Source organism: Bradyrhizobium sp. RT6a (assembly GCF_040547675.1).
In the GTDB taxonomy this organism is placed as follows: Bacteria; Pseudomonadota; Alphaproteobacteria; order Rhizobiales; family Xanthobacteraceae; genus Bradyrhizobium.
Genome location: NZ_JBEPQC010000007.1, coordinates 183,817 through 203,441, shown reverse-complemented (window position 1 = coordinate 203,441; position 19,625 = coordinate 183,817). Strand labels below are relative to the sequence as shown.

Sequence of the window (19,625 nt, the reverse complement as noted above, 5' to 3'; positions counted from 1 at the left end):
CGAATCGAGAAAGGTCGACATGGACGTCCTCGTGAACCTCCAGGCCTTCCTCGCCACCGCGGATGCGGCGGGCTTCTCCGCCGCCGCGCGAAAACTCAATGTCTCGACCTCGGTCGTGGCCAAGCGCGTGACGCAATTGGAGGCACGCATCGGGACGTCGCTGTTTCACCGCTCGACGCGGCAATTGCGGCTGACGGAAGCCGGCCAGCGCTACGTGCATCGCGCCCGCGGCGTCGTCACCGACGCCACCGACCTGCTCTCGCGCATGGGAGAGAAGGGCCATGATCTCGTCGATCACCTGCGCATCAAGGCGCCGACCTCGCTGACGGTGGCGCGGCTTGCGGACGCCTTCAGCGCGTTCCAAACGCAGAACCCGCGGCTCAAGCTCGAGATCGTGCTGATCGACCGCCCCGTCGATCCCGTGGCCGAAGGCTTTGACATCGCCATCGGCGCCTTCCCGCATTCCTTCGGCGGCGTGGTCGACGAGCCGCTCTGCGCGTTGAAGCGATTGCTCTGCGCTTCACCCGCTTATCTGAAGAAACACGGCACGCCGAAGCATCCGCGCGATCTCGTCGAGCACCGCTGCCTTAGTTTTCTGCCGACCGGCCCCGAATGGATCTTTGACGGGCCGCGCGGCCGCATCAGCATCCAGGTCAGCCCGCTGCTCTCCTCCAACGAGGGACATGTGCTGGCGCGCAGCGCCATCGCCGGCAACGGCATTGCTTTGATCTCGCATTATCTCGTCGCCGATGCCTTGCGCGACGGCACGCTCAAGCCGGTGCTGCGCGACTTTCCGATTCCGGAATTGTGGGTGAAGGCCGCTATCCCCGAGCGGCGGCGCAATGCGGCCGCGGTGCAGGCGCTGCTCACACTGCTGAAAACGTCACTCGCGGCGTCGCTGTAAAGGCCCGTAGCCCGGACGGAGCGCAAGCGTCATCCGGGTTCGTGCCACGCGGCGCAATCGGGAGGTTCGGTTGGTCCGTTCCCGGATTGCGCTTCGCTCCATCCGGGCTACTCGCGTTCAGCTTTTAGCACCTCCCCAATTCGCCGCACGCTTCTCCGCGAACGACGCCAGACCCTCCGCGGCTTCCGCGCTCTGTCGCTTCAGCGAATGCAGCTGCACGAGGCGGTCATAAGCCGCATCGTCCACCGCCATTGCGCCGAACGAGCTCTCCAGCGCCAGTCGCTTGGTCTCGGCCATCGCCTCCGGTCCGTTGGCGAGCAACTGCTCGACCACCCTGCTGCCTGCGGCGTCGAGATCGGCGAGCGGCACCACCTCGTGGACGAGGCCGATGCGACGGGCGTCCTCGGCGCCGAAACGTTCACCTGTCAGCGCGTAGCGGCGGACTTGCCGTACACCGATGGCATCGCAAAGCTGCGGGATGATGATCGCGGCCGTCAGGCCCCAACGCACTTCGGTGATCGAGAACAGGGCGTTGTCGGCGGCAATGACGACGTCGCAGGCCGCGATCACGCCGGTGCCGCCGCCAAAGCAGCCGCCCTGCACCAGCGCGACCGTCGGAATGGGCAGCGTGTTGAGCCGCTGCACGGCCTCGAACGTCGCCCGCGACGCCGCCTCGTTCGCATCAGTCGATTGTGGCCGCACGCCGTTGATCCATTTGAGATCGGCGCCGGCCTGGAAATGCTTGCCGTTGCCCTTGAGCACCACGACGCGCAGGTTGGGCTTGCTGCCGAGATCGTCCATGGCCGCCAGCACGCCCGCGATCAATGCGCCGTCATAGGCGTTGTTGACCTCCGGCCGGTTCAACGTGACGGTCGCAACCCCACGCGCATCCAGGGTCCACAGGACGGGGCTGTCGGTCATCGGTGTTCCTCCGCTCGTTTGTTTGGCGCGCACTATGACCGAGGCTCCGCGCCCTGATCCATATCTTTCGAGCGTAGGGCGGCCGCGTCCATCGCATGGCGGCTTGTGTCATGCTGCCGCGGGGCGGCATCAAGGGATCAGGGACAGACATCACATGCGCATCTGCATTTTCGGCGCGGGCGCCGTCGGCAGCCATATTGCGGTTAGGCTGGCCCGCGCCGGCCACGAGGTCTCGTGCGTGATGCGCGGCGCCCATCTGGAGGCGGTCCGCGCCAACGGCCTCAAGCTGCGCGTCGGCGATTCCGAGGTCTCCGCCAAGGTGAACGCCTCCGGCGATCCAGCCCAGCTCGGCCCCCAGGACGTCGTGATCAGCACCTTGAAGGCAACCGCGTTGACCGGGCTGGTCTCCAGTCTCAAGCCACTGCTGCAGGACGACACCGCCATCGTGTTCGCGCAGAACGGCATTCCCTGGTGGTACGGGATCGGCCTGCCGCCGCGACACCCGACACCACCCGACATCTCCTTCCTCGACCCGGGCGGGCGCTTGCGCGCCTGCATCCCGAAGGAACGGATCGTCGGCGGCGTGGTCTTCTCCTCCAACGAGGTGATCGCTCCCGGCGTGGTGCAGAACCTGACGCCGGACCGCAACCGCCTGCTGATCGGCGAATGCGACGATCGCAATTGCGAGCGCATCACGACGCTCCGCGGCGTCTTCACCGACGCGCGGCTGGAATCGCCGCCGGTCGCCGAGATCCGCGAGGCGATCTGGTCAAAGCTGCTGACCAACATGTCTCTGTCGGTGCTGTGCCTGCTTACCGGCCAGACCGCGCGCGGCGTCCGCGACGATCCTGCATTCGCCGAGGTCATTCCGCGGATGCTGAACGAGGCCAACGAGATCGCCCAGCACTTCATCCCCGAGGTCAAGCGCGTGTCACGCAGCGGCCCCGCCCCCAACCACAAGCCGTCGCTGCTGCAGGATTACGAGCTCGGCCGCGCCATGGAGATCGACGTCCTGGTGAAGGCGCCCCAGGCCTTCGCGCGCACCGCCGGCCTGTCGACGCCGACGCTCGATCTCATTGCCGCACTCGCGATCCAGAAGGCGCGCGACAAGGGGCTATATTCGGCGTGAGGTTTCAGGCGAGTTTGTCGATCCAGGCCGCGAGCACATCAAGTACCTCCGCAAGCGCCTCTTCATTGCTGCGACCGGACTTCTTCAGCACCGCGAAGGAGTGATCGCCGCCTTCGACCTCATGCAGCGTCGCCTTCGGGGCAAGAGCGGCGATGACCTGCTTGAGGAGGCCGAGATCGGCGAGCCCGTCGCGGGTACCTTGCAGGAACAGCATCGGGATCTCGACATGGGCGAGATGCTCGGCGCGCTCCGTCGACGGCTTCTTGTCGGCGTGCAGGGGAAAACTAAGGAAGGCGAGCCCTTTGACATTAGGCAGTGGAGTCTTGGACTGCGCCTGCGACGTCATGCGCCCGCCGAAGGATTTTCCACCCGCAACGAGCATCACACCGGGGCAGAGCCGCGCGGCTTGCTCGACTGCCGCACGGATCGTGGCGTGGGCGACCGCCGGCTGGTCGGGACGGCCCTGCTTGTTTTCCATGTAGGGAAAATTGAATCGGAAGGTCGCGATGCCGCGAGCAGCGAGCCCCTCCGCAATCTTGTCCATCGATACGTGCCGCATCCCTGCGCCGGCACCGTGCGCCAGAACGTAGCAGGCGCGCGCATCATCCGACTGCATCAGGATCGCGGAGACCGTGCCGATGCGCGCGATGTCGAGCTTGAGCTCTTGAGTTTTGACAGCCACAATCAACGATCCCGATAGACGCTGCTCCGGCCGCCTTGGTAGCGTCACCGGCGCAGCCTGAAAACACAATAATTGCCGCCAAACCCTGGCCTACTAAGCCGGAACGCCGCATTGACCGAGGTGACCATGTCCTACCGTTCCTCCTGGATGACCGAAGAGCTCGAAATCTTCCGCGACCAGTTCCGGAAATATCTCGCCAAGGATCTGGCCCCGCATGCCGAAAAATGGCGCGAGCAGAAGATGGTCGAACGCTTTGCCTGGCGCGGGCTCGGTGAGATGGGCGCGCTGCTGGCGAGCGTGCCGGAGGAATACGGCGGCCTCGGTGCGACCTTCGCCTATGATGCCGCCGTGCTCGACGATCTCGAAAGCACGGTGCCGGAGCTGACGACCGGTGTGTCCGTGCACAGCGCCATCGTCGCGCACTACATCCTCAACTACGGCTCCGAGGAGCAGAAGAAGCGCTGGCTGCCGAAGATGGCCTCAGGCGAGATGGTCGGCGCCATCGCCATGACCGAGCCCGGCACCGGCTCGGATTTGCAGGCCGTCAAGACCACCGCCAGGAAGCAGGGTAATTCCTACGTCATCAACGGACAGAAGACCTTCATCACCAACGGCCAGGCCGCCGATCTCGTCATCGTGGTCGCGCGCACCGGAGATGTCGGCGCCAAGGGCATTTCGCTGATCGTGGTCGAAACCTCAGGCGCGGATGGATACAAGCGCGGGCGCAACCTCGACAAGATCGGCCTGCATGCCTCCGACACGTCCGAGCTGTTCTTCGACAACGTCACGGTTCCGCCGGACAATTTGCTCGGCGGCGAGGAAGGCCAGGGCTTCGTGCAGCTGATGCAGCAACTGCCGCAGGAGCGCCTCGCGCTCGCGGTCGGCGCGGTCGCCGCGATGGAGCGCGCGATAAAGCTCACCACCGACTACACCAAGGAGCGGAAAGCGTTCGGCAAGCCGCTGATGGATTTTCAGAACACCGCCTTCAAGCTCGCCGAGCGCAAGACCGAAGCGATGATCGCGCGCGTGTTCGTCGACTGGTGCATCGAGCGGCTGGTCGCCAAGGACCTCGACACCGTCACGGCATCGATGGCGAAATACTGGTGCTCGGAGAAGCAGGTCGAGACCGCCGACGAATGCCTTCAGCTGTTCGGCGGCTACGGCTACATGCAGGAATATCCGATCTCGCGCATCTTCATCGATTCCCGCATCCAGAAGATCTATGGCGGGACCAACGAGATCATGAAGCTGTTGATCGCCAGATCGCTGTAATCAAGTCGCTGTAATCAGGTCGGCGTGAGCGGCCTGCCACTCAATTCGGATGCCACCAGCGGCCGCCGATGACGACACCCTCGGAGACGATCTTGCGATCTCCGATCAGGTGCTCGCCGACGACGTCCTCATAGTCGAACTGGCCTTCCCTCACCGAGATCAGCGTGGCGTCGCCGACGCTGCCCGGCTTGAGGCTGCCGAGCTCGGGCCGGCGCAGCGCCATCGCGGCGTTGACAGTCGAGGTTGCGATGACGTCGGACAGCGGCATGCCCATGCACAGGAATTTCGACAGGGTCGTCACCTGATCGAAGGCCGGGCCGTCGATGCAGAGCTGATGAATGTCGGACGAGATGGTGTCCGGATAGAAGCCGTTGGCGAGCATGGCGCGCGCGGTCTTGAAAGCGAACGAGCCCTTGCCGTGACCGATGTCGAACAGCACGCCGCGCTCGCGAGCGTCGAGCACCGCCCGCTTCACCGTGCCCTGCGCGGTCGCGGGCGTGTTGGGGAAAGGCCGGAACGCATGGGTGAGCACGTCGCCGGGGCGCAGGCGCCCCAGTACCTCCTCGTAGCTCGGCGGCGGATGATCGATATGCGCCATCAGGGGCATGCCGACCTCGTTCGCGACCTCGAGCGCGATGTCGAGCGGCACGATCCCCGACGTGCCCGAGGAGTGCAGCCCCACGCGCACCTTGATGCCGACGATGAGATCGCGGTTGGCATCGGCCACCTTGGCCGCCTCGATCGGATTCATCAGCCGCAACTCCTCGCTCTCGCCGACCATGATCCGGTGCGAGAAGCCGAAGATGCCGGCGTGCGAGACGTGCAGATAAGCGAGAATGCGGACCTGGCTCGGCTCAATCACGTGCTTGCGGAAGCCCGCGAAATTGCCAGGCCCCGCACTGCCGGTATCGACCGCAGTGGTGACGCCGGAGAGGCGGCAGAATTCCTCGGCGTCGATGCCGAGCGACGTGCCGCCCCAATAGACATGGGTGTGGAGATCGATCAGTCCCGGCGTCACGATGAACTGCGAGACGTCGCGCACGTCAGTGCCCGGATCAGCCTTGAGCCCGGCGCCGATCGCAGCGACCTTGCCGCCGGCAAAGGCGACATCGGTCACGGCATCGAGCTTCTGGGACGGGTCGACCACACGGCCGCCGCGCAGGATCAAGTCGAAGGGCATCATCGTCTCCGGATATGGCAGCGAGGCGGGAAACAAACCAGGAAGGCAGAGTTCCAGCCTGGTCACCCCTGTAGCAATTTTCGCGCCGCCGAAGCAAATCGGCCGCGGTCCGTGCCCGTTGGACTTGCGATCCGCGCGCGGCGCCTGATCCTTCAGCCGCTCCAATGCATCCGGCATCATGCGGCCGAACATCGAGCTCAGCATCGCGGTCGGGATCAGGCCCCACGCAACGCGGACCACAAACGCGGCTTATTTCGTGAACGTATTCGCGACTCTGCGGGAGCGAAGCACGTACGTTATCCAAACCGCGGCACTCATCACACCGACAACCGTTTGTCCGATCTGTCGCATTTCAATGATGAAAAAATCGCTGAAAGGTCGGTTCAGCGCGGCGGAAAAAACCGATGCGACGCAGAAGAGATCGACGAGCGGCATCAGCACAGCGCAGATCATTTGCACGATGAAAAAGGCGGGAAATCTGTGGGAGTGTCTGAACAGGAGCACCGTTGTCCAGATCGAGAAGCCTATCATGGCGGCATTTATCAGCATTTCGCTCCAGATCACCGTCGGAAAGTAAGTCCAGATTTCGTCGGTGATCGACTGCACGTATTGTCCGACGTTGAAGATCAGGCGCAGAATGCCCATCACTTGGCCGAACGCGAGTAGCGCGAGCCAACCGCTAATACCGGTCATCTCGGGTTGGACGTCCTTGAAGGCAGCAGCGTCTTCTGCGGGAACGGACGGCTCCCGCGTGGCGTCGACCGGCGGCAGTGCCGGCATCGACGACTGCGTTCGAAAGAGGTGCTCCGTGATCTCACGCACCTCCGCGACCGGCTTCCAGCTCTCCCAGCCCTCCCGCCGGACCAGCACGCGCGGTGAATCTGCGATGCGAGCCAGTAGCGGAAGGAGCTCCGATATCGGCATCGGACCGCGTTTCTGCCCACCTTCCGCGTAGAACCACGAATCCGCCATGCGAACGCCCCCTGCACCCGCCGTATACTAGCCGGCGATCGGCACACGTCACGATAGAAAGCAATTGGAGGGGCTACCAGCACCGCTGGCCGTCGCGGCGCTTAGCTCACTGAAAAACTGGCGATCCCGGGAAGACTCGAACTTCCGACCTACGGTTTAGGAAACCGTCGCTCTATCCGGCTGAGCTACGGGACCGCGGAACCCGCAGAGCGGGTTACCGGGGCTTCATATCAAAGCGGAGGCGGGATCGGAAGCCCTCCGCATTGCTCAATGCGGAGGGCTGCCGGTCATCTCACGCCCGGATATTGTTGTCCTTCACCACCTTGCCCCAAGTGGCGACCTGCTTGTCGAAGAAGGTCTTGAAGGCGGGAGCGTCCTCGAGCAGCAGCGTCATCTGCTGCGTCTCCTTGAGCTGGGCGGCGGTGGCGGGCTCGCTCAGGATCTCCTTGGACGCCGTCGCGAGGCCTGCGACGATGTCCGGCGGCGTGCCCGTGGGCGCGAAGATGCCCCACCAGGCCAGCGTCTCGAAATCCGGGAAGCCCGCCTCGATCGCGGTCGGCGTATCCGGCAGGCCGGGCAGCCGCTCGCGGCCGAGCTGCAGGATCGGACGCAGCATGTTGGTGCCGAGCTGGGCTGCGACCAGGGCCGCCGATCCCGCGATCAGATCGACATGGCCGCCGAGCACGTCGTTCATCGCGGGGCCGCCGCCGCGATAGGGCACGTGCATGATCTCGACGCCCGCCTTGTTGCCGAGCACGGTCATGGCGAGATGGCCGAGCGTGCCGATGCCGACGGAGGCATATTTCACCGCGCCGGGCGTCACCTTGCAGGCAGCCACCACGTCGGCGAAGCTCTTGTAGGGACGGCCCGCACCGGCCGCGATCACATATGGCGCGGTGCCGACCAGCAACACCGGCATCAGCTCGCGCTCGACATCGACGGGCGGCTTGTCGAGGATGGAGGGGATCACCGCGTGGGAATCGAAGGTGACCAGGAACGTCGAGCCATCAGGCGGGCTCTTGGCGACCTGCGCCGCGCCCAGCGCGCCGGCGGCGCCCGACTTGTTCTCGACAATGACGATGCGGTTGAGCTTGGCCTGCAGATGGCTCTGGAGCAGCCGCGCCATCGCATCGGTCGATCCGCCCGGCGGAAACGGCACCACCAGCGTGATTTTTGAAGCCTGCGCCAACGCCGGCGTCATTGCGAGAATAGCCGGCGCTGCCAGCAGCGTGCGTCGTGTGATCGTCATGTTATCCCTCCCTGTTTTCTCGCGCTCTGCTTTTGCTCTTGGCGCTTTAAGTCGTTCCGAAACCGGATCCCGCTTTTCTGTATTCTGGCCGCGGCGGACTGAAGATGTCCAGCACGCGGGCGCCGTCGGGGCCGGCGCGCATGGTGTGCGGCACATTACCCGGCGTACGCCAGAAATCGCCCTTCTTTACGGGAATCTCCTCATCACCCTGGACACGGATGGCGGAGCCGTCGAGCAGCACGCCCCATTGCTCCTCGGGATGATGATGCAGCGTGCCTTGCGCATGCGGCGCCAGCGTCACCACCGACAGCATCGCCTGCTCGCCTGAGAAGATGCGCGTGGTCACGCCTGCCGCGAGCTCGCGAAACAATCCGTCGGCTGTGTCGTCGAGATTGTGGAATTCGTCCTTCTGGCTCACGCCATCCTCCCTTTTACGCTTTATTTTGCAGCAGACTGGCTCACGGCGGCCAGAAGGCGGTCCTTGAACTCACCCTTCACGGTAACATACACGCTCGACCAATGCCGGCTCTTGAACTCGCAGCTGCCTCGTGGGCAATATTCTTTGTCGTGATAGTCTCCATTGAGGACGCAGAACAGAGCCGTTCGACCGTCCAACAGACGAAACAAAGCGCTACCTGATGCCCCTACTGTGAACTCGCAGCTCGTTTCGAATATCGACCAGTCCCTTACGTCGCGTATCTGGCACTCCTGAATCGTCTTGTTGAAGGGGCCGTACCTGTCCCTCTTTCCCGTGGCTTCGATGTCGTAACCGACAACCGCCAGGACACGCTCCAACTCGACCACACTTTCAGTCCGCTCATTGATCTCGTAAGGCGTCACTTCCGCGGCAGATTCGAGCTTTGCGACTGCCCAATCGCTGACAATCGCCTTGGGCGCACTCTCAACGCATGTGCCCATCCATAGGGTTGCTGACAGAGGAATGGTACGCCTCTCGGCTCCGAGATAGTACTCGAATATACACTTGTCAGGTGCCGTATGGGGTTTGCAAAGGTCCCGAAACGCGTGAGCCGCCGTGGTAATCACGTCGCGCACACCAGTCACTTGAGCGCTGCTATCTCCACCAGGACATCGCAGGACTCCACTTGCCGCAAAGCGCTTTTTTACCTCACCTGGAGGGAGACCGTTGGCTTTTGCGTAAACCCCTTCAGTTAGTCGTCGCTCTGTATCGGTCGAAGCGGCCTTGACTGCCAGATGACTATCAGTGACGCGATCGCGATTGAAAATGGGCGCTGCCCCGCGGCCGGAGCCAAAAGGCGGCATGTTCTGCGAACCAACCTCGTTGCTTCCAGAGACCAACAGAACGAAGAAGCTAGGCAGGACGATCGCGTAATTCCTCGTCACTTGAAGTATCCCCAGCAGCAAAAAGCACGAAGGAAGTCTGACCGAAACAAAGTTGTGAAATCACTTTCGAAAGAGGCAATGGCCAACGTCGACGTGCGATCGATTCGACCATTGCTTTGACCTAAGCCTCGCGCTGTTCAGGATTTGCCATACGAGCCCTGATAACGGCCCTCGCGGATCGCCTTCAGCGTCTCCTCCTCGCGCGCGACCTGGGCGCGCACGGCGTCCAGCAGCGCTGCAGCGCCTGCGGCGGCAAACGACACCACGCCGTCCTCGTCGCCGACGACGATGTCGCCGGGCGAGATCACGCTGCCGCCGATGGTCACAGGCACGTTGATCTCGCCGGGGCCGTTCTTGTAGGGGCCGCGGTGGATCACTGCGCGGGCATAACATGGAAAATCATCGGCCGCGAACGCCGCTACGTCGCGGATCGCGCCGTCGATGACGTAGCCTTCGGCTTTGCGCCACTGCGCGATGTTCTTCATGATCTCGCCGACGAGCGCGCGGGTCTCATCGCCGCCGCCATCGACCACGATGACGTCGCCGGGGCCCACCAGCTCGAGCGCGCGGTGGATGGCGAGATTGTCGCCGGGACGAGTGCGGACCGTGAAGGCCGTGCCCACCAGCTTGGTGCCGCGGTGATACGGCTTGAGCCCCACCGCACCCGGCAGCCGGCCGAGATTGTCCGAAATGACCGAGGTCGGCGCACCGCGAAAGCCCTCGATGATCTCGGCCTGTGGCTTCGGCACAGCGTTCGCAGCAATGGTGATGGTCATAATCTCAGTCCTTCCCGTGAATTCTCTTAATCGGCGTGCGCCCTTTACTCTGCGCCCGCCCTCGCCTTCGCCGGCCAAATCCGGAAGGCGCGCCCCTCCTTCATCCATGTTGCGCGCTCATCGCGCAACAGCGTGCGGCGAACTTTACCGGAATCATCGCGCGGCGGGGCAGCGACGACCTCGAAACTCTCCGGATGCTTGTAGCGGCTGAGCCGGTCCTTCAAAAAATCCGCCATGCCGTCGGCGATGGCCTGACCGTCCGCATCGCCCTCCGGCTCGATGATGGCGTGGACGCGCTGGCCCAGCTCCGGATCGGGCAATCCCACCACCACGCAGGAGCGCACGCCCGGACAGGCGGAGACGGCGGCTTCGACCTCGGCGGGATAGATGTTGGCGCCGCCGCGCAGCACCATGTCGGCGAGGCGGTCACCGAGATAAAGGTAGCCGTCCGCATCCAGCCTGCCGATATCGCCGAGCGATTCCCAGCCGTCGGCGCGGCGCTTCGGCTCGGCGCCGAGATAGTGATAGGTGGCATCCTTGCCGTCATTGTTGAGGAAATAGATCTCGCCGGTCTCGCCCGGCGCGACGTCGTTGCCGTCCTCGCCGATGATGCGCAAACGCGCCATCTCGCCGATCTTGCCGACCGAGCCCTTGTGCGTCAGCCATTCCGTGCCGGAGATGATGCAGGAGCCTTGTCTCTCGGTGCCGCCATAGAGCTCCCAGATCCGCTCAGGCCCGAGCCAGGCGATCCAGTTCTCCTTCAGCCAGGGTGGCATCGGAGCGGCCATGTGGAAGACGGTCTGCAGGCTCGACACGTCATAGGCGTTGCGCACGTGCTCCGGAAGCGCCCAGATCCGGTGCATCATGGTGGGCACGAAATTGACCCATTGCACGCGCTCGCGCGCGATCTGCCGCAGCGCCTCCTCGGCGTCGAACTTGACGAGGCCGGTGAGCTGGCCGCCGGTGAACAGCGCGTAGTGCGACACGATGAACGGCGCGTTGTGATAGAGCGGCCCGGGATTGAGCAGCGAGACCCCGAAGGGGATATTGAGCGGCGGCGTGGCGACCGTGTCGATCACTGCCGGCTGGTGATCGAGGATCACCTTCGGGCGGCCGGTCGAACCGCCGCTGGTCATCGCCTTCCAATAACGCGCTACCGGTGCGGTGAGCGGCTCGTCCGAAAACCCTTCCGGCACGAAATCCGCGGGCAGACGGTTCGGCGCGTTCCAATCGGCTTCGCCGCCGACCACCAGCGCCGGCTTCAGGATGTCGAGCACCGCGGCGGCTTCGCCGCGCGGCAGCCGCCATGACAGCGAGGTCGGCGTCGCCCCGCATTTCCACACCGCAAAGGAAGTCTCGAAGAACGCATTGCCGTTGGGCAAACCGATCGCGACGAAGTCGCCGGGCTTGACGCCCTTGGCCACGAACGCCCGCGCTCGCCGATTGGCGCCGCGTTCGAGCGCGTCCCATGTCAGCGTATCCTGCCCGTGACGGACGGCGATCGTGCCTTGCGGTTTGCGCTCGGCGTACCAGCGCGGCACGTCGGACAGGGGCAGCAGCATCAGGCGTTTCCACTTCGTTTTCTTGGCGTCGCCGACGAGGCGAGCGCAGGATGAAGTGACGCTGTGACTCCTGCGCCACGTCAAGCAAAAAATGTCAGCATCGCAGCCATGAATTTCCCGAGTTCCATGGGTGACAAGCCGGCCATAAAGGGGCAAAAATCAGCCCGACTCAGTTCGGGTTGAGTTTTGCAAGGAATGCTCTCGTAGAATGTCGAACGTAGTTGCATGGCGTCGTGCGGCGCTTGTCGTAGCCGCAGCAGGATTTTTCCTGCTGGCGCCGTCGCATGTCCAGGCACAATGGTGGAAGCGCGCCCCTGTTGACTTCGAGGCCTGCGCCGATGCCGCCGAGAAAGCCACGACCAAGTCCGAGAAGACGGCTGCGCTTGCCGACTGCAACGCCAAATTCGCCGGCCGGCGCAAGGCAGGCGGCGGCTATTCCTATTACGACTTCCTCCAGGACCGCACCTTCGACATCGCCGGCCCCAATCCGACGCCGGAGGAGCAGAAGAAGATCGACGAAGCCTACACCGCCTATCTCGCCAATCAGCGCCGCAGCAATGAAGCCGCTCAGGCCACCGCGCGTCAGCAGCGCGAGCAGCAGGAACAACAGGTGCAGCAGCTCCAGCAGGTCGCGTTGCGAACCGAGGTCGAGCGCGTGCCCGTGCCGGTCGAGCGGCCGAAAGTCCAGCAGGCCGCCATCGGCGACGCGCGGCCGCGGCCGAAGAGCGCGCCCTGCACCAAGGGCTCGTTCTCCTGCGAATGGCCGCGGCTGTCGGATGGATTGAACGATATCAAGAAGCTGTTCAGCCCTACGCCGAGCAAGCCGGCGAAGAAGGGCTGAGCTTCTTTGGTGTCATTCCGGCAGAGCTACACCCTCCGCCGTCGTCCCGGCGAAGGCCGGGACCCATAACCACAGGAAGTAGTTTGGCACGAGACTCGTAACCGCGAGTCTTCGCACAACAACTCCCTGTGGTTATGGGTCCCGGATCGGCGCGCGCTTCGGGCGCGCTTGTCCGGGACGACGGCGGAGGATGTGGCGCCGCCTGCACCTCAGTTCGGAGGCTTCTTCTTGCTGCGCTTCGGTTGAGCTACCGGCGCGGTCGCCGGGGCCGTTGTTGTCGGTGAACTACCTAATTGCGACCTGCTCTCCTGCAATCGCCTGTCATAGCCGGGAGAGTTCATGACCGTCGGCGGCCGGGCCTCCGCGACCGAGGACGCAACGCAGAGCAAAGACAGCGCGAACCCGATCATCAGACGACGCTTCATCGTTGCTCCTCGCTTCGCCCAGCCTGAACTCATGCGTTACCCGCGAACCTGCTGCGGCGTCAGCCGCGGTGGACCTTTGCCCGCGGCCTCAGCCTCCTTGATCAGCGCAACAATGCGGCGCGACAGCGGCACGTCGACATTGTTTTGTTCGGCGAGCGCGATGATCGCGCCCTGGAGATAATCGATCTCGGTCTTGCGGCCCTGCTTCAAATCCTGCCACATCGAGGAACGCGCCTCGGGATCGATCTTCATGGTCCTTCCCAGGATCAGCTTGAAAATCGGATCAGGCAGCCTCAGCAAGGTGGGCGTCCAGGACGACGGGATCGGCGTCGCCGAAACCGGCGTGATGCCGGCGGCCCTCATCGCCGCCAGCCCCTCCGCCATCTGGTCGGCGAACAGCCTTCGCCAGTCGCGGTTCGCCAATTGCGCGGCGAGCGGCATGTCGGACAAGGCGCTGAGCGCGTTATTCAAATTGATGATCAGCTTGCCCCATTGCACGCCGGTGATGTCGCCGCTCGCGCGCATAGTGAGCCCCGGCACCGACAGCGCTGCGGCCGTGTTCGCATCGTCTTCGCCAACATGAATGTCGCCGGAGGTCGAGCGGTGAAAGCGGCCCTCGCCCATCCCGACCACGTTGAAAGGCACCATGCCGGCGAGCACACGGCGGTCGCCGAGGCGCTCGCGCAGCACCGCGACATTGCCGACGCCGTTTTGCAGCGAGACGATGACGGCGTCCTGCGGCGCATGCTGCGCGATCTGATCCGCGACAGCGGCCGTGTCGGCGCTCTTCACTGTGACCAGCACGATGCCGGCGCTGTGGAAGATCGCGGGATCGTCCGACAGCGCGAGTTGGCCCGCGCTGAGCTTCTTCTCCGAGCCGTCGAAATCGGTCAGAAGCAGGTCGAACCGCTCGATCTCGGACTTCACCCGCGGCCGCACCAGGAGCGCGACGCGGCGGCCGGCAGCGGCCAGGGTGCCGCCGACGAAACATCCGATGGCGCCTGCGCCGGCCACCACGATCGGTCGATCCGTAACCACCTTGGCTTGCCCCCTCAACGATCTGCCCTCGATAGCAGAGGCTGTGCCTGCTGCCCATTCCCGCAGTTGCGGCGCAATCGCCTTGTAACCATCATGACAGCCTCATATGTTTTCGAGCGGGGCTTGTTACGGCAAGAAAGCGCCAAAGGAGAACGCCATGGGTTTGCTCGACGTCCTCAACGGCATGCAGAACGGCCCGCGCGGCCCAAGCACGCCGAGTTCACAATCCTCATCCAGCGGCGGCATGTCGCCCATGACCATGGCGCTCCTTGGCCTGCTCGCCTGGAAGGCATTCAAGCATTTGAGCGGCAACCAGACCGGCAGCGCGCCGCAGCCGTCCCCGGCACCGACGCCGACGCATCTCCCCCCACCGGTGAATGCGGGCGCTGGCGGCGGCCTCGGTGACCTGTTGAAGGGTGGCCTTGGCGGCCTGCTCGCGGGCGGCGCGGCCGGCAGCGTGCTCAGCGGCGGGCTCGGCGATCTCCTCAACCAGCTCCAGCAGAGCGGCCATGGCGACGCCGCCAATACCTGGGTCGGCAAGGGCGAGAACAAGGCGATCGCACCAGGCGATCTCGCCAATGCGCTCGGCGCCGACCAGATCGAGAGCCTGTCCGCCCAGAGCGGCCTGTCGCGTGACGAGCTGCTCTCGGGCCTCAGCCAGTATCTGCCGCAGGTGGTTGACCATCTGACGCCGGACGGACGGCTGCCGACCGAGCAAGAGATCGCGGGCAGAGTCTGATTCAGTTAGTCAAAGCGAGGGAAGCACGGACATGAGCATGGGCGGTTTGTTGTGGATCATCGTCGTCGGCTTCGTCGCCGGCCTCATCGCGCGTTGGCTGGCGCCGGGACCGAACAATCCGAGCGGCTTCATCCTCACCACCATCCTCGGCATCGCCGGCGCATTTCTCGCGACCTTCATCGGCCAGGCCATCGGGCACTACAGTCCCGACCAGGGCGCGGGATTCATCATGGCCACGATCGGCGCCGTGGTGGTGCTGTTCATCTGGCACCGTCTGGTGGCGAGCGGCGTGATCAAGGGGTGACGCTTCAAAGCGTCGAAAGCGGCACACCGCCACCTCATCGTCATGCCCGGGCTTGACCCGGGCATCCACGTCTTTTGATCCGCGCGGGAACGCGTGGATGGCCGGGTCAAGCCCGGCCATGACGTGGAGAGAGTTTGGCGACCTCACGTCACCAAATGCATGCCCGCATCCATGCGCACGACCTCGCCGGTCATGTTGCTGGAGGCCGGCATCGCCAGGAAGCAGACGAGCTGCGCGATGTCTTCCGCCGATGATGCGACCTTCAGCGGCACCTTCGCCACGACGCTGTCGCGCACCTGCTTGGCGCCGGCCTCGCCGCGGCCCTTGGTGAACCAGGGCGTATCGATATAGCCGGGACACACCGTGTTGACGCGGATCAGCGGCGCCAGCGCGCGCGACAGCGACAGCGTCATGGTGTTGAGCGCGCCCTTGCTCGCGGCGTACGCGATCGACGATCCGACGCCACTGATGCCGGCGACCGAGGAGATGTTGACCACGGCGGACGGCCGCCCAGAGGCCTTGGCGCCGGCCTCCAGCAGGCTGCGCGCCGCGCGCACCATCTGGAATGGGCCGATGGTGTTGACGCCGTACAGGCGCTGGAAATCTTCCGCCGACAATCCGTCGAGATCGGCATGGGCGACATGCTTGGTGGTGCCGGCATTGTTGACGAGCATGTCGAGCCGGTCCCAGCCACCAGCTGCCGCAACGATCTTGCGGCAATCGTCATCTTTCGAGACGTCGCCCTGCGCGACCAGAACTTCCGGTGAGCCCGCCTTGCGGCAAAGCTCCGCGGTCGCCTCGGCTTCCTTCTGGCTCGAGGAATAGTTGATGACGAGCCGCGCCCCGCTCCGTGCGAGAATTTCCGCGGTCGCAGCACCCAAGCCGGAGGCGGACCCCGTCACGATTGCGCACAAACTGTCCTTTGCCATCCGGATTTCCTTCCCCTTGATTGACTATCGACGTTCTGTTTAGCGAGTTTGCCGCGCCCTGCAAATCGAGCAAACTCCGCTAAGCGGAATTAGCTCATCGCCCATGCCCGCGCCGCAGGTTGACCTGCGATCAACGCTTGTCAGGGCCATGGCTTTTTTGGATCATCGGGCGCAAGAAGAACCTGCGCGCCCGCCCACGGGGCCGGACGCGCCAATGGCAAAACACGGGGAACGCTGTGGCGGAGAGTGACAATATCGTCGTCGAGACTGCGGAGAAAATCTTCGCCGATCTCGCCGATCCGCAGACCGTCAACAACGACAAGAAGGATACGTGGCAGGCGCCGCTATGGCAGGCGCTGAGCGAAGCCGGCTTGCCATTGTCCTGGGTGCCCGACGATCTCGGCGGCTCTGGTGCGAGCCTTGCCGACGGCTTTGCGCTGCTGAACGCCGCCGGCCGTTTCGCAGTCGCGGTTCCCCTGGCCGAAACCATGCTGGCGGGCTGGCTGCTGGCGCAGGCGAAGATCGCATCTCCCGAGGGCGAGATGACGCTGCTGCCGGCATCCCCGAAGGATCGGATCACGCGCGATGCCGATGGTGCGCTCTCCGGCCGCGCCCGCGGCGTGCCCTTCGCGAAGGCGGCAAAGCACTTCGCAGTGCTGGTCCACGGCAAGGACGGCGCCTCGATCGCGCTGGTCGACGCGAGCAAGGGTCGGATCGAGACCGGGCTCAATGTCGGCTACGACCACAGCGACACCGTCACGCTCGACAAGGTCCAGCCCATCACCGTCAAGCCCGCCCCGAGCGGCTTTGACCAGACCACAATGATGCTGATGGGCGGCGTCGCGCGCAGCCTTCAGATCGCGGGCGCGCTGGAAGCGATGCTCGACATCTCCGTGCGCTATTCCAACGAGCGCGTCGCCTTCGAGAAGAAGATCTCCAAATTCCAGGCGGTGCAGCACAATCTCGCCCGCCTCGCCGGCGAGTCGGCTGCTGCCCTTGCCGCGGCGACCTCCGCGGCCGATGCCATCGCCAACGCAAAGTCCTTCGATGACGCGGTCTACCTCGAAGCCGCCTCCGCAAAGATCCGCTGTGCGGAAGCCGCGGAAAAGGGCGGGGCCATCGCGCATCAGGTCCATGGCGCGATCGGCTTCACCCTGGAGCATATCCTGCACCGCTATTCGCTGCGGGCGCTGGCCTGGCGCGACGATTTCGGTTCGGAAAGCCACTGGGCCGTCGAGCTCGGCAAGCTGGTTGCAAACCGCGGCGCCGACGAATTGTGGCCGCTCGTGGCTTCGCGCTGATCAGGGACGAGACAACAATGACCGCTGCCCTCCGTTTCGATCCGATCCGCCTGCCCGAGAAATGCGAGCAACTGCGCAAGGAAGTGCGCGCCTTCCTCGCGGAGGAAATCGCCGCCGGCACCTTCGATCCGCACAAGCCCAACCGCGAAGACACCGACGCGCCGGAATTTTCCCGCCGGGTCGGCGCCAAGGGTTGGCTCGGCATGACATGGCCGAAGAAATATGGCGGCCAGGAGCGCTCGTTCCTCGAACGTTACGTGGTGACGGAGGAGATGCGCGTCGCCAACGCGCCGACGCGGCGGTTCTTCGTCGCCGACCGCCAGAGCGGACCGGTGCTGATCAAGTACGCGCCCGAGCACATCAAGATGGACATCCTACCGCGTATCTGCCGCGGCGAGATATGCTTCGCGATCGGCATGAGCGAGCCGAACTCCGGCTCGGACCTGTTCGCCGCGAAGACCCGCGCGACCAAGACCGACGGCGGCTATCTCATCAACGGCACCAAGATCTGGACCTCGTCAGCGCATATCGCCGACTACATGATCGCGATCTTTCGGACGTCGCAGCCGACCAAGGAGAACCGCCGTCACGGCCTGACGCAGTTCCTAGTCAAGATGAAGCAGCCGGGCATCCAGGTGAACCCGATCGGCCAGATCACCGGCCAGTACGAGTTCAACGAGGTCGTCTTCACCGATTTCTTCGTGCCCGACGATCACGTGCTCGGCGAAGTCGACGGCGCCTGGAAGCAGGCGACCAGCGAGCTCGCTTATGAACGTTCGGGCCCCGAGCGCTTTCTGGAGACCTATTACGTGCTGACCGAGCTGGTTCGCGCGGTTGGTCCCAATCCTGATACCCGCAGTGCCGAAGGGGTCGGCCGGCTGGTGGCGCAGCTTCACACCATGCGGCGCATGTCGGTCTCGGTCGCGGGCATGCTGCAGGCGGGCAAGGAGCCGGTCGTCGAAGCGTCCATCGTCAAGGACATCGGCACGGTGTGGGAGCAGCAGCTGCCGCACCGCGTGCGCGATCTCGCCGCCTTCGTCGAGGAGACTGCGACCAATCGCGAGACGCTGGAGCGGCAGCTCGACTTCGCCATCAAGACCGCGCCGAAACTCACCATCCAGGGCGGCACCACCGAGGTGCTGCGCGGCATCATCGCCCGCGGCCTTGGTTTGCGCTAATCATTCGAGGACATCATGAGCACTTATAAAGATATCGGCGTCGAAAAAGTTGGTCACGTCGGCACCATCGAGATCCGCCGCCCGCCGCTCAACTTCTTCGACATTTCGCTGATCAACCAGATCGCGGATGCGCTCGACGAGTTCGACCGCGACATCGAGATTCGCGCCTCGGTGCTGTCGGCGCAGGGCAAGGCATTCTGCGCCGGCGCGAATTTCCAGGACCCGGCCCGCCAGGCCCAAGAGGCGCGCGAAGCCGACAAGACGGCCAAGGGCGATCCGGCCGACAGTCTCGGGGCGATCAATCACCTCTACATTCAGGCCGTGCGCATCTTCCGCGCCAAGAAGCCGATCGTCGCGGCCGTGCAGGGCGCTGCCATCGGCGGCGGATTGGGCCTCGCGGTCTCGGCGGACTTCCGGGTCACCTGCCCCGAAGCGCGCTTCTCCGCGAACTTTACCAAGCTCGGCTTCCATCCCGGCTTCGGCCTGACCGTGACGCTGCCCGAGCTGATCGGAAAAAACAACGCCGAGCTGATGTTCTACACCAGCCGCCGCGTCACCGGCGAAGAGGCCTTCAAATGGGGCCTCGCTAACGAGTTGGTGCCGCAGGATCAGGTCAAGGCGGCCGCACTGAAGCTCGCCGGCGAAATCGCCGAATGCTCCCCGCTCGGCCTCGTCTCCACCCGCGCCACGATGCGCGCCGGGTTGGCCGACCGCGTGATGGCCGCGACCAATCACGAACTCGAGGAGCAGACCCGGCTGCGCGCGACGGAAGATTTCAAGGAAGGCGTGAAGGCCACGGAAGAACGGCGGGTGGCGAATTTCAGGGGGCGGTAGCTTTCAACTTTGGCCGGAGGGAGAGTT

At 64.5% G+C, this 19,625-nt stretch carries 21 protein-coding genes and 1 tRNA gene; 9 read left to right on the top strand and 13 right to left on the bottom strand.

What is annotated here, in order from left to right; genetic code table 11:
• Positions 1-19: 19 nt before the first annotated feature.
• The gene (locus ABIC03_RS30300; protein WP_354063507.1) at positions 20-904 is read left to right on the top strand and encodes a LysR family transcriptional regulator; all 885 of its coding nucleotides are present in this window, start codon (positions 20-22) and stop codon (positions 902-904) included.
• A 117-nt stretch (positions 905-1,021) separates the two neighbouring features.
• Here the strand turns inward: ABIC03_RS30300 and ABIC03_RS30295 are convergent, their stop codons facing one another.
• Complete coding sequence (locus ABIC03_RS30295; protein ID WP_354063505.1) at positions 1,022-1,825, bottom strand: enoyl-CoA hydratase-related protein; 804 nt, start codon at positions 1,823-1,825, stop codon at positions 1,022-1,024.
• A 154-nt stretch (positions 1,826-1,979) separates the two neighbouring features.
• Between ABIC03_RS30295 and ABIC03_RS30290 the strand changes: the two genes are divergently transcribed.
• The gene (locus tag ABIC03_RS30290) at positions 1,980-2,954 is read left to right on the top strand and encodes a ketopantoate reductase family protein (protein WP_354063503.1); all 975 of its coding nucleotides are present in this window, start codon (positions 1,980-1,982) and stop codon (positions 2,952-2,954) included.
• A 4-nt stretch (positions 2,955-2,958) separates the two neighbouring features.
• On the opposite strand, the gene ABIC03_RS30285 is transcribed toward ABIC03_RS30290, so the two are convergent.
• The gene (locus ABIC03_RS30285; protein WP_354063501.1) at positions 2,959-3,636 is read right to left on the bottom strand and encodes an alpha/beta hydrolase family protein; all 678 of its coding nucleotides are present in this window, start codon (positions 3,634-3,636) and stop codon (positions 2,959-2,961) included.
• Between the two features lie 126 nt (positions 3,637-3,762).
• On the opposite strand from ABIC03_RS30285, the gene ABIC03_RS30280 reads away from it, so the two are divergent.
• Entirely contained in the window at positions 3,763-4,908 is a 1,146-nt protein-coding gene (locus tag ABIC03_RS30280) for an acyl-CoA dehydrogenase family protein (RefSeq protein WP_354063499.1), read from the top strand.
• A gap of 40 nt (positions 4,909-4,948) precedes the next feature.
• Here the strand turns inward: ABIC03_RS30280 and ABIC03_RS30275 are convergent, their stop codons facing one another.
• The 8 genes from ABIC03_RS30275 to ABIC03_RS30240 all read right to left on the bottom strand — a co-directional run bounded on the left by ABIC03_RS30275 (position 4,949) and on the right by ABIC03_RS30240 (position 12,009).
• Entirely contained in the window at positions 4,949-6,088 is a 1,140-nt protein-coding gene (locus ABIC03_RS30275) for an amidohydrolase/deacetylase family metallohydrolase (RefSeq protein ID WP_354063700.1), read from the bottom strand.
• 249 nt (positions 6,089-6,337) lie between these two features.
• Positions 6,338-7,060, bottom strand: a complete 723-nt coding sequence (locus ABIC03_RS30270) for a DUF2569 family protein (RefSeq protein WP_275172779.1) — start codon at positions 7,058-7,060, stop codon at positions 6,338-6,340.
• Positions 7,061-7,178: 118 nt separating this feature from the next.
• Positions 7,179-7,255 (bottom strand) — tRNA-Arg (locus tag ABIC03_RS30265).
• A 97-nt stretch (positions 7,256-7,352) separates the two neighbouring features.
• Positions 7,353-8,309 (bottom strand): tripartite tricarboxylate transporter substrate-binding protein, encoded by a 957-nt coding sequence (locus tag ABIC03_RS30260; RefSeq protein WP_275172778.1) that lies wholly within the window; start codon positions 8,307-8,309, stop codon positions 7,353-7,355.
• A 46-nt stretch (positions 8,310-8,355) separates the two neighbouring features.
• Positions 8,356-8,727, bottom strand: a complete 372-nt coding sequence (locus ABIC03_RS30255; RefSeq protein WP_354063496.1) for a cupin domain-containing protein — start codon at positions 8,725-8,727, stop codon at positions 8,356-8,358.
• Between the two features lie 20 nt (positions 8,728-8,747).
• Positions 8,748-9,671, bottom strand: coding sequence for a hypothetical protein (locus tag ABIC03_RS30250; protein ID WP_354063494.1), 924 nt, complete (start codon positions 9,669-9,671; stop codon positions 8,748-8,750).
• 137 nt (positions 9,672-9,808) lie between these two features.
• Positions 9,809-10,447, bottom strand: a complete 639-nt coding sequence (locus tag ABIC03_RS30245) for an RraA family protein (protein ID WP_354063492.1) — start codon at positions 10,445-10,447, stop codon at positions 9,809-9,811.
• A 44-nt stretch (positions 10,448-10,491) separates the two neighbouring features.
• Positions 10,492-12,009, bottom strand: a complete 1,518-nt coding sequence (locus tag ABIC03_RS30240; protein WP_354063490.1) for an AMP-binding protein — start codon at positions 12,007-12,009, stop codon at positions 10,492-10,494.
• A gap of 208 nt (positions 12,010-12,217) precedes the next feature.
• Between ABIC03_RS30240 and ABIC03_RS30235 the strand changes: the two genes are divergently transcribed.
• Positions 12,218-12,850 (top strand): hypothetical protein, encoded by a 633-nt coding sequence (locus ABIC03_RS30235; RefSeq protein WP_354063488.1) that lies wholly within the window; start codon positions 12,218-12,220, stop codon positions 12,848-12,850.
• Positions 12,851-13,059: 209 nt separating this feature from the next.
• Here ABIC03_RS30235 and ABIC03_RS30230 read toward each other — a convergent pair whose 3' ends face one another.
• Together ABIC03_RS30230 and ABIC03_RS30225 are read right to left on the bottom strand one after the other, a co-directional pair.
• Complete coding sequence (locus tag ABIC03_RS30230; protein ID WP_354063486.1) at positions 13,060-13,275, bottom strand: hypothetical protein; 216 nt, start codon at positions 13,273-13,275, stop codon at positions 13,060-13,062.
• Between the two features lie 36 nt (positions 13,276-13,311).
• The gene (locus tag ABIC03_RS30225; RefSeq protein ID WP_354063484.1) at positions 13,312-14,313 is read right to left on the bottom strand and encodes a 2-dehydropantoate 2-reductase; all 1,002 of its coding nucleotides are present in this window, start codon (positions 14,311-14,313) and stop codon (positions 13,312-13,314) included.
• 157 nt (positions 14,314-14,470) lie between these two features.
• Between ABIC03_RS30225 and ABIC03_RS30220 the strand changes: the two genes are divergently transcribed.
• Positions 14,471-15,052 carry a YidB family protein gene (locus ABIC03_RS30220; RefSeq protein WP_354063482.1) on the top strand — a complete coding sequence of 194 codons (582 nt, stop codon included), beginning with the start codon at positions 14,471-14,473 and terminating at the stop codon, positions 15,050-15,052.
• A 31-nt stretch (positions 15,053-15,083) separates the two neighbouring features.
• Positions 15,084-15,356: a GlsB/YeaQ/YmgE family stress response membrane protein gene (locus ABIC03_RS30215; protein WP_196236584.1), complete on the top strand. Its 273-nt coding sequence runs from the start codon at positions 15,084-15,086 to the stop codon at positions 15,354-15,356.
• A gap of 143 nt (positions 15,357-15,499) precedes the next feature.
• Here ABIC03_RS30215 and ABIC03_RS30210 read toward each other — a convergent pair whose 3' ends face one another.
• Positions 15,500-16,285, bottom strand: a complete 786-nt coding sequence (locus ABIC03_RS30210; protein ID WP_354063480.1) for an SDR family NAD(P)-dependent oxidoreductase — start codon at positions 16,283-16,285, stop codon at positions 15,500-15,502.
• 236 nt (positions 16,286-16,521) lie between these two features.
• Between ABIC03_RS30210 and ABIC03_RS30205 the strand changes: the two genes are divergently transcribed.
• From ABIC03_RS30205 to ABIC03_RS30195, 3 genes are read left to right on the top strand one after another with little or no spacing between them, the layout of a single operon-like run.
• Positions 16,522-17,586 carry an acyl-CoA dehydrogenase family protein gene (locus tag ABIC03_RS30205; RefSeq protein ID WP_354063478.1) on the top strand — a complete coding sequence of 355 codons (1,065 nt, stop codon included), beginning with the start codon at positions 16,522-16,524 and terminating at the stop codon, positions 17,584-17,586.
• A 17-nt stretch (positions 17,587-17,603) separates the two neighbouring features.
• Entirely contained in the window at positions 17,604-18,764 is a 1,161-nt protein-coding gene (locus tag ABIC03_RS30200; RefSeq protein ID WP_354063476.1) for an acyl-CoA dehydrogenase family protein, read from the top strand.
• 15 nt (positions 18,765-18,779) lie between these two features.
• Positions 18,780-19,598: an enoyl-CoA hydratase/isomerase family protein gene (locus tag ABIC03_RS30195; protein WP_018452966.1), complete on the top strand. Its 819-nt coding sequence runs from the start codon at positions 18,780-18,782 to the stop codon at positions 19,596-19,598.
• Positions 19,599-19,625: the final 27 nt, after the last annotated feature.

Coding starts and splice junctions, on each gene's coding strand:
- ABIC03_RS30260 (WP_275172778.1), bottom strand. CDS start 8,309: ATGACGATCACACGACGCACGCTGCTGGCAGCGCCGGCTATTCTCGCA.
- ABIC03_RS30280 (WP_354063499.1), top strand. CDS start 3,763: ATGTCCTACCGTTCCTCCTGGATGACCGAAGAGCTCGAAATCTTCCGC.
- ABIC03_RS30210 (WP_354063480.1), bottom strand. CDS start 16,285: ATGGCAAAGGACAGTTTGTGCGCAATCGTGACGGGGTCCGCCTCCGGC.
- ABIC03_RS30220 (WP_354063482.1), top strand. CDS start 14,471: ATGGGTTTGCTCGACGTCCTCAACGGCATGCAGAACGGCCCGCGCGGC.
- ABIC03_RS30300 (WP_354063507.1), top strand. CDS start 20: ATGGACGTCCTCGTGAACCTCCAGGCCTTCCTCGCCACCGCGGATGCG.
- ABIC03_RS30200 (WP_354063476.1), top strand. CDS start 17,604: ATGACCGCTGCCCTCCGTTTCGATCCGATCCGCCTGCCCGAGAAATGC.
- ABIC03_RS30215 (WP_196236584.1), top strand. CDS start 15,084: ATGAGCATGGGCGGTTTGTTGTGGATCATCGTCGTCGGCTTCGTCGCC.
- ABIC03_RS30230 (WP_354063486.1), bottom strand. CDS start 13,275: ATGAAGCGTCGTCTGATGATCGGGTTCGCGCTGTCTTTGCTCTGCGTT.
- ABIC03_RS30235 (WP_354063488.1), top strand. CDS start 12,218: ATGTCGAACGTAGTTGCATGGCGTCGTGCGGCGCTTGTCGTAGCCGCA.
- ABIC03_RS30245 (WP_354063492.1), bottom strand. CDS start 10,447: ATGACCATCACCATTGCTGCGAACGCTGTGCCGAAGCCACAGGCCGAG.
- ABIC03_RS30290 (WP_354063503.1), top strand. CDS start 1,980: ATGCGCATCTGCATTTTCGGCGCGGGCGCCGTCGGCAGCCATATTGCG.
- ABIC03_RS30270 (WP_275172779.1), bottom strand. CDS start 7,060: ATGGCGGATTCGTGGTTCTACGCGGAAGGTGGGCAGAAACGCGGTCCG.
- ABIC03_RS30195 (WP_018452966.1), top strand. CDS start 18,780: ATGAGCACTTATAAAGATATCGGCGTCGAAAAAGTTGGTCACGTCGGC.
- ABIC03_RS30240 (WP_354063490.1), bottom strand. CDS start 12,009: ATGCTGCTGCCCCTGTCCGACGTGCCGCGCTGGTACGCCGAGCGCAAA.
- ABIC03_RS30295 (WP_354063505.1), bottom strand. CDS start 1,825: ATGACCGACAGCCCCGTCCTGTGGACCCTGGATGCGCGTGGGGTTGCG.
- ABIC03_RS30275 (WP_354063700.1), bottom strand. CDS start 6,088: ATGCCCTTCGACTTGATCCTGCGCGGCGGCCGTGTGGTCGACCCGTCC.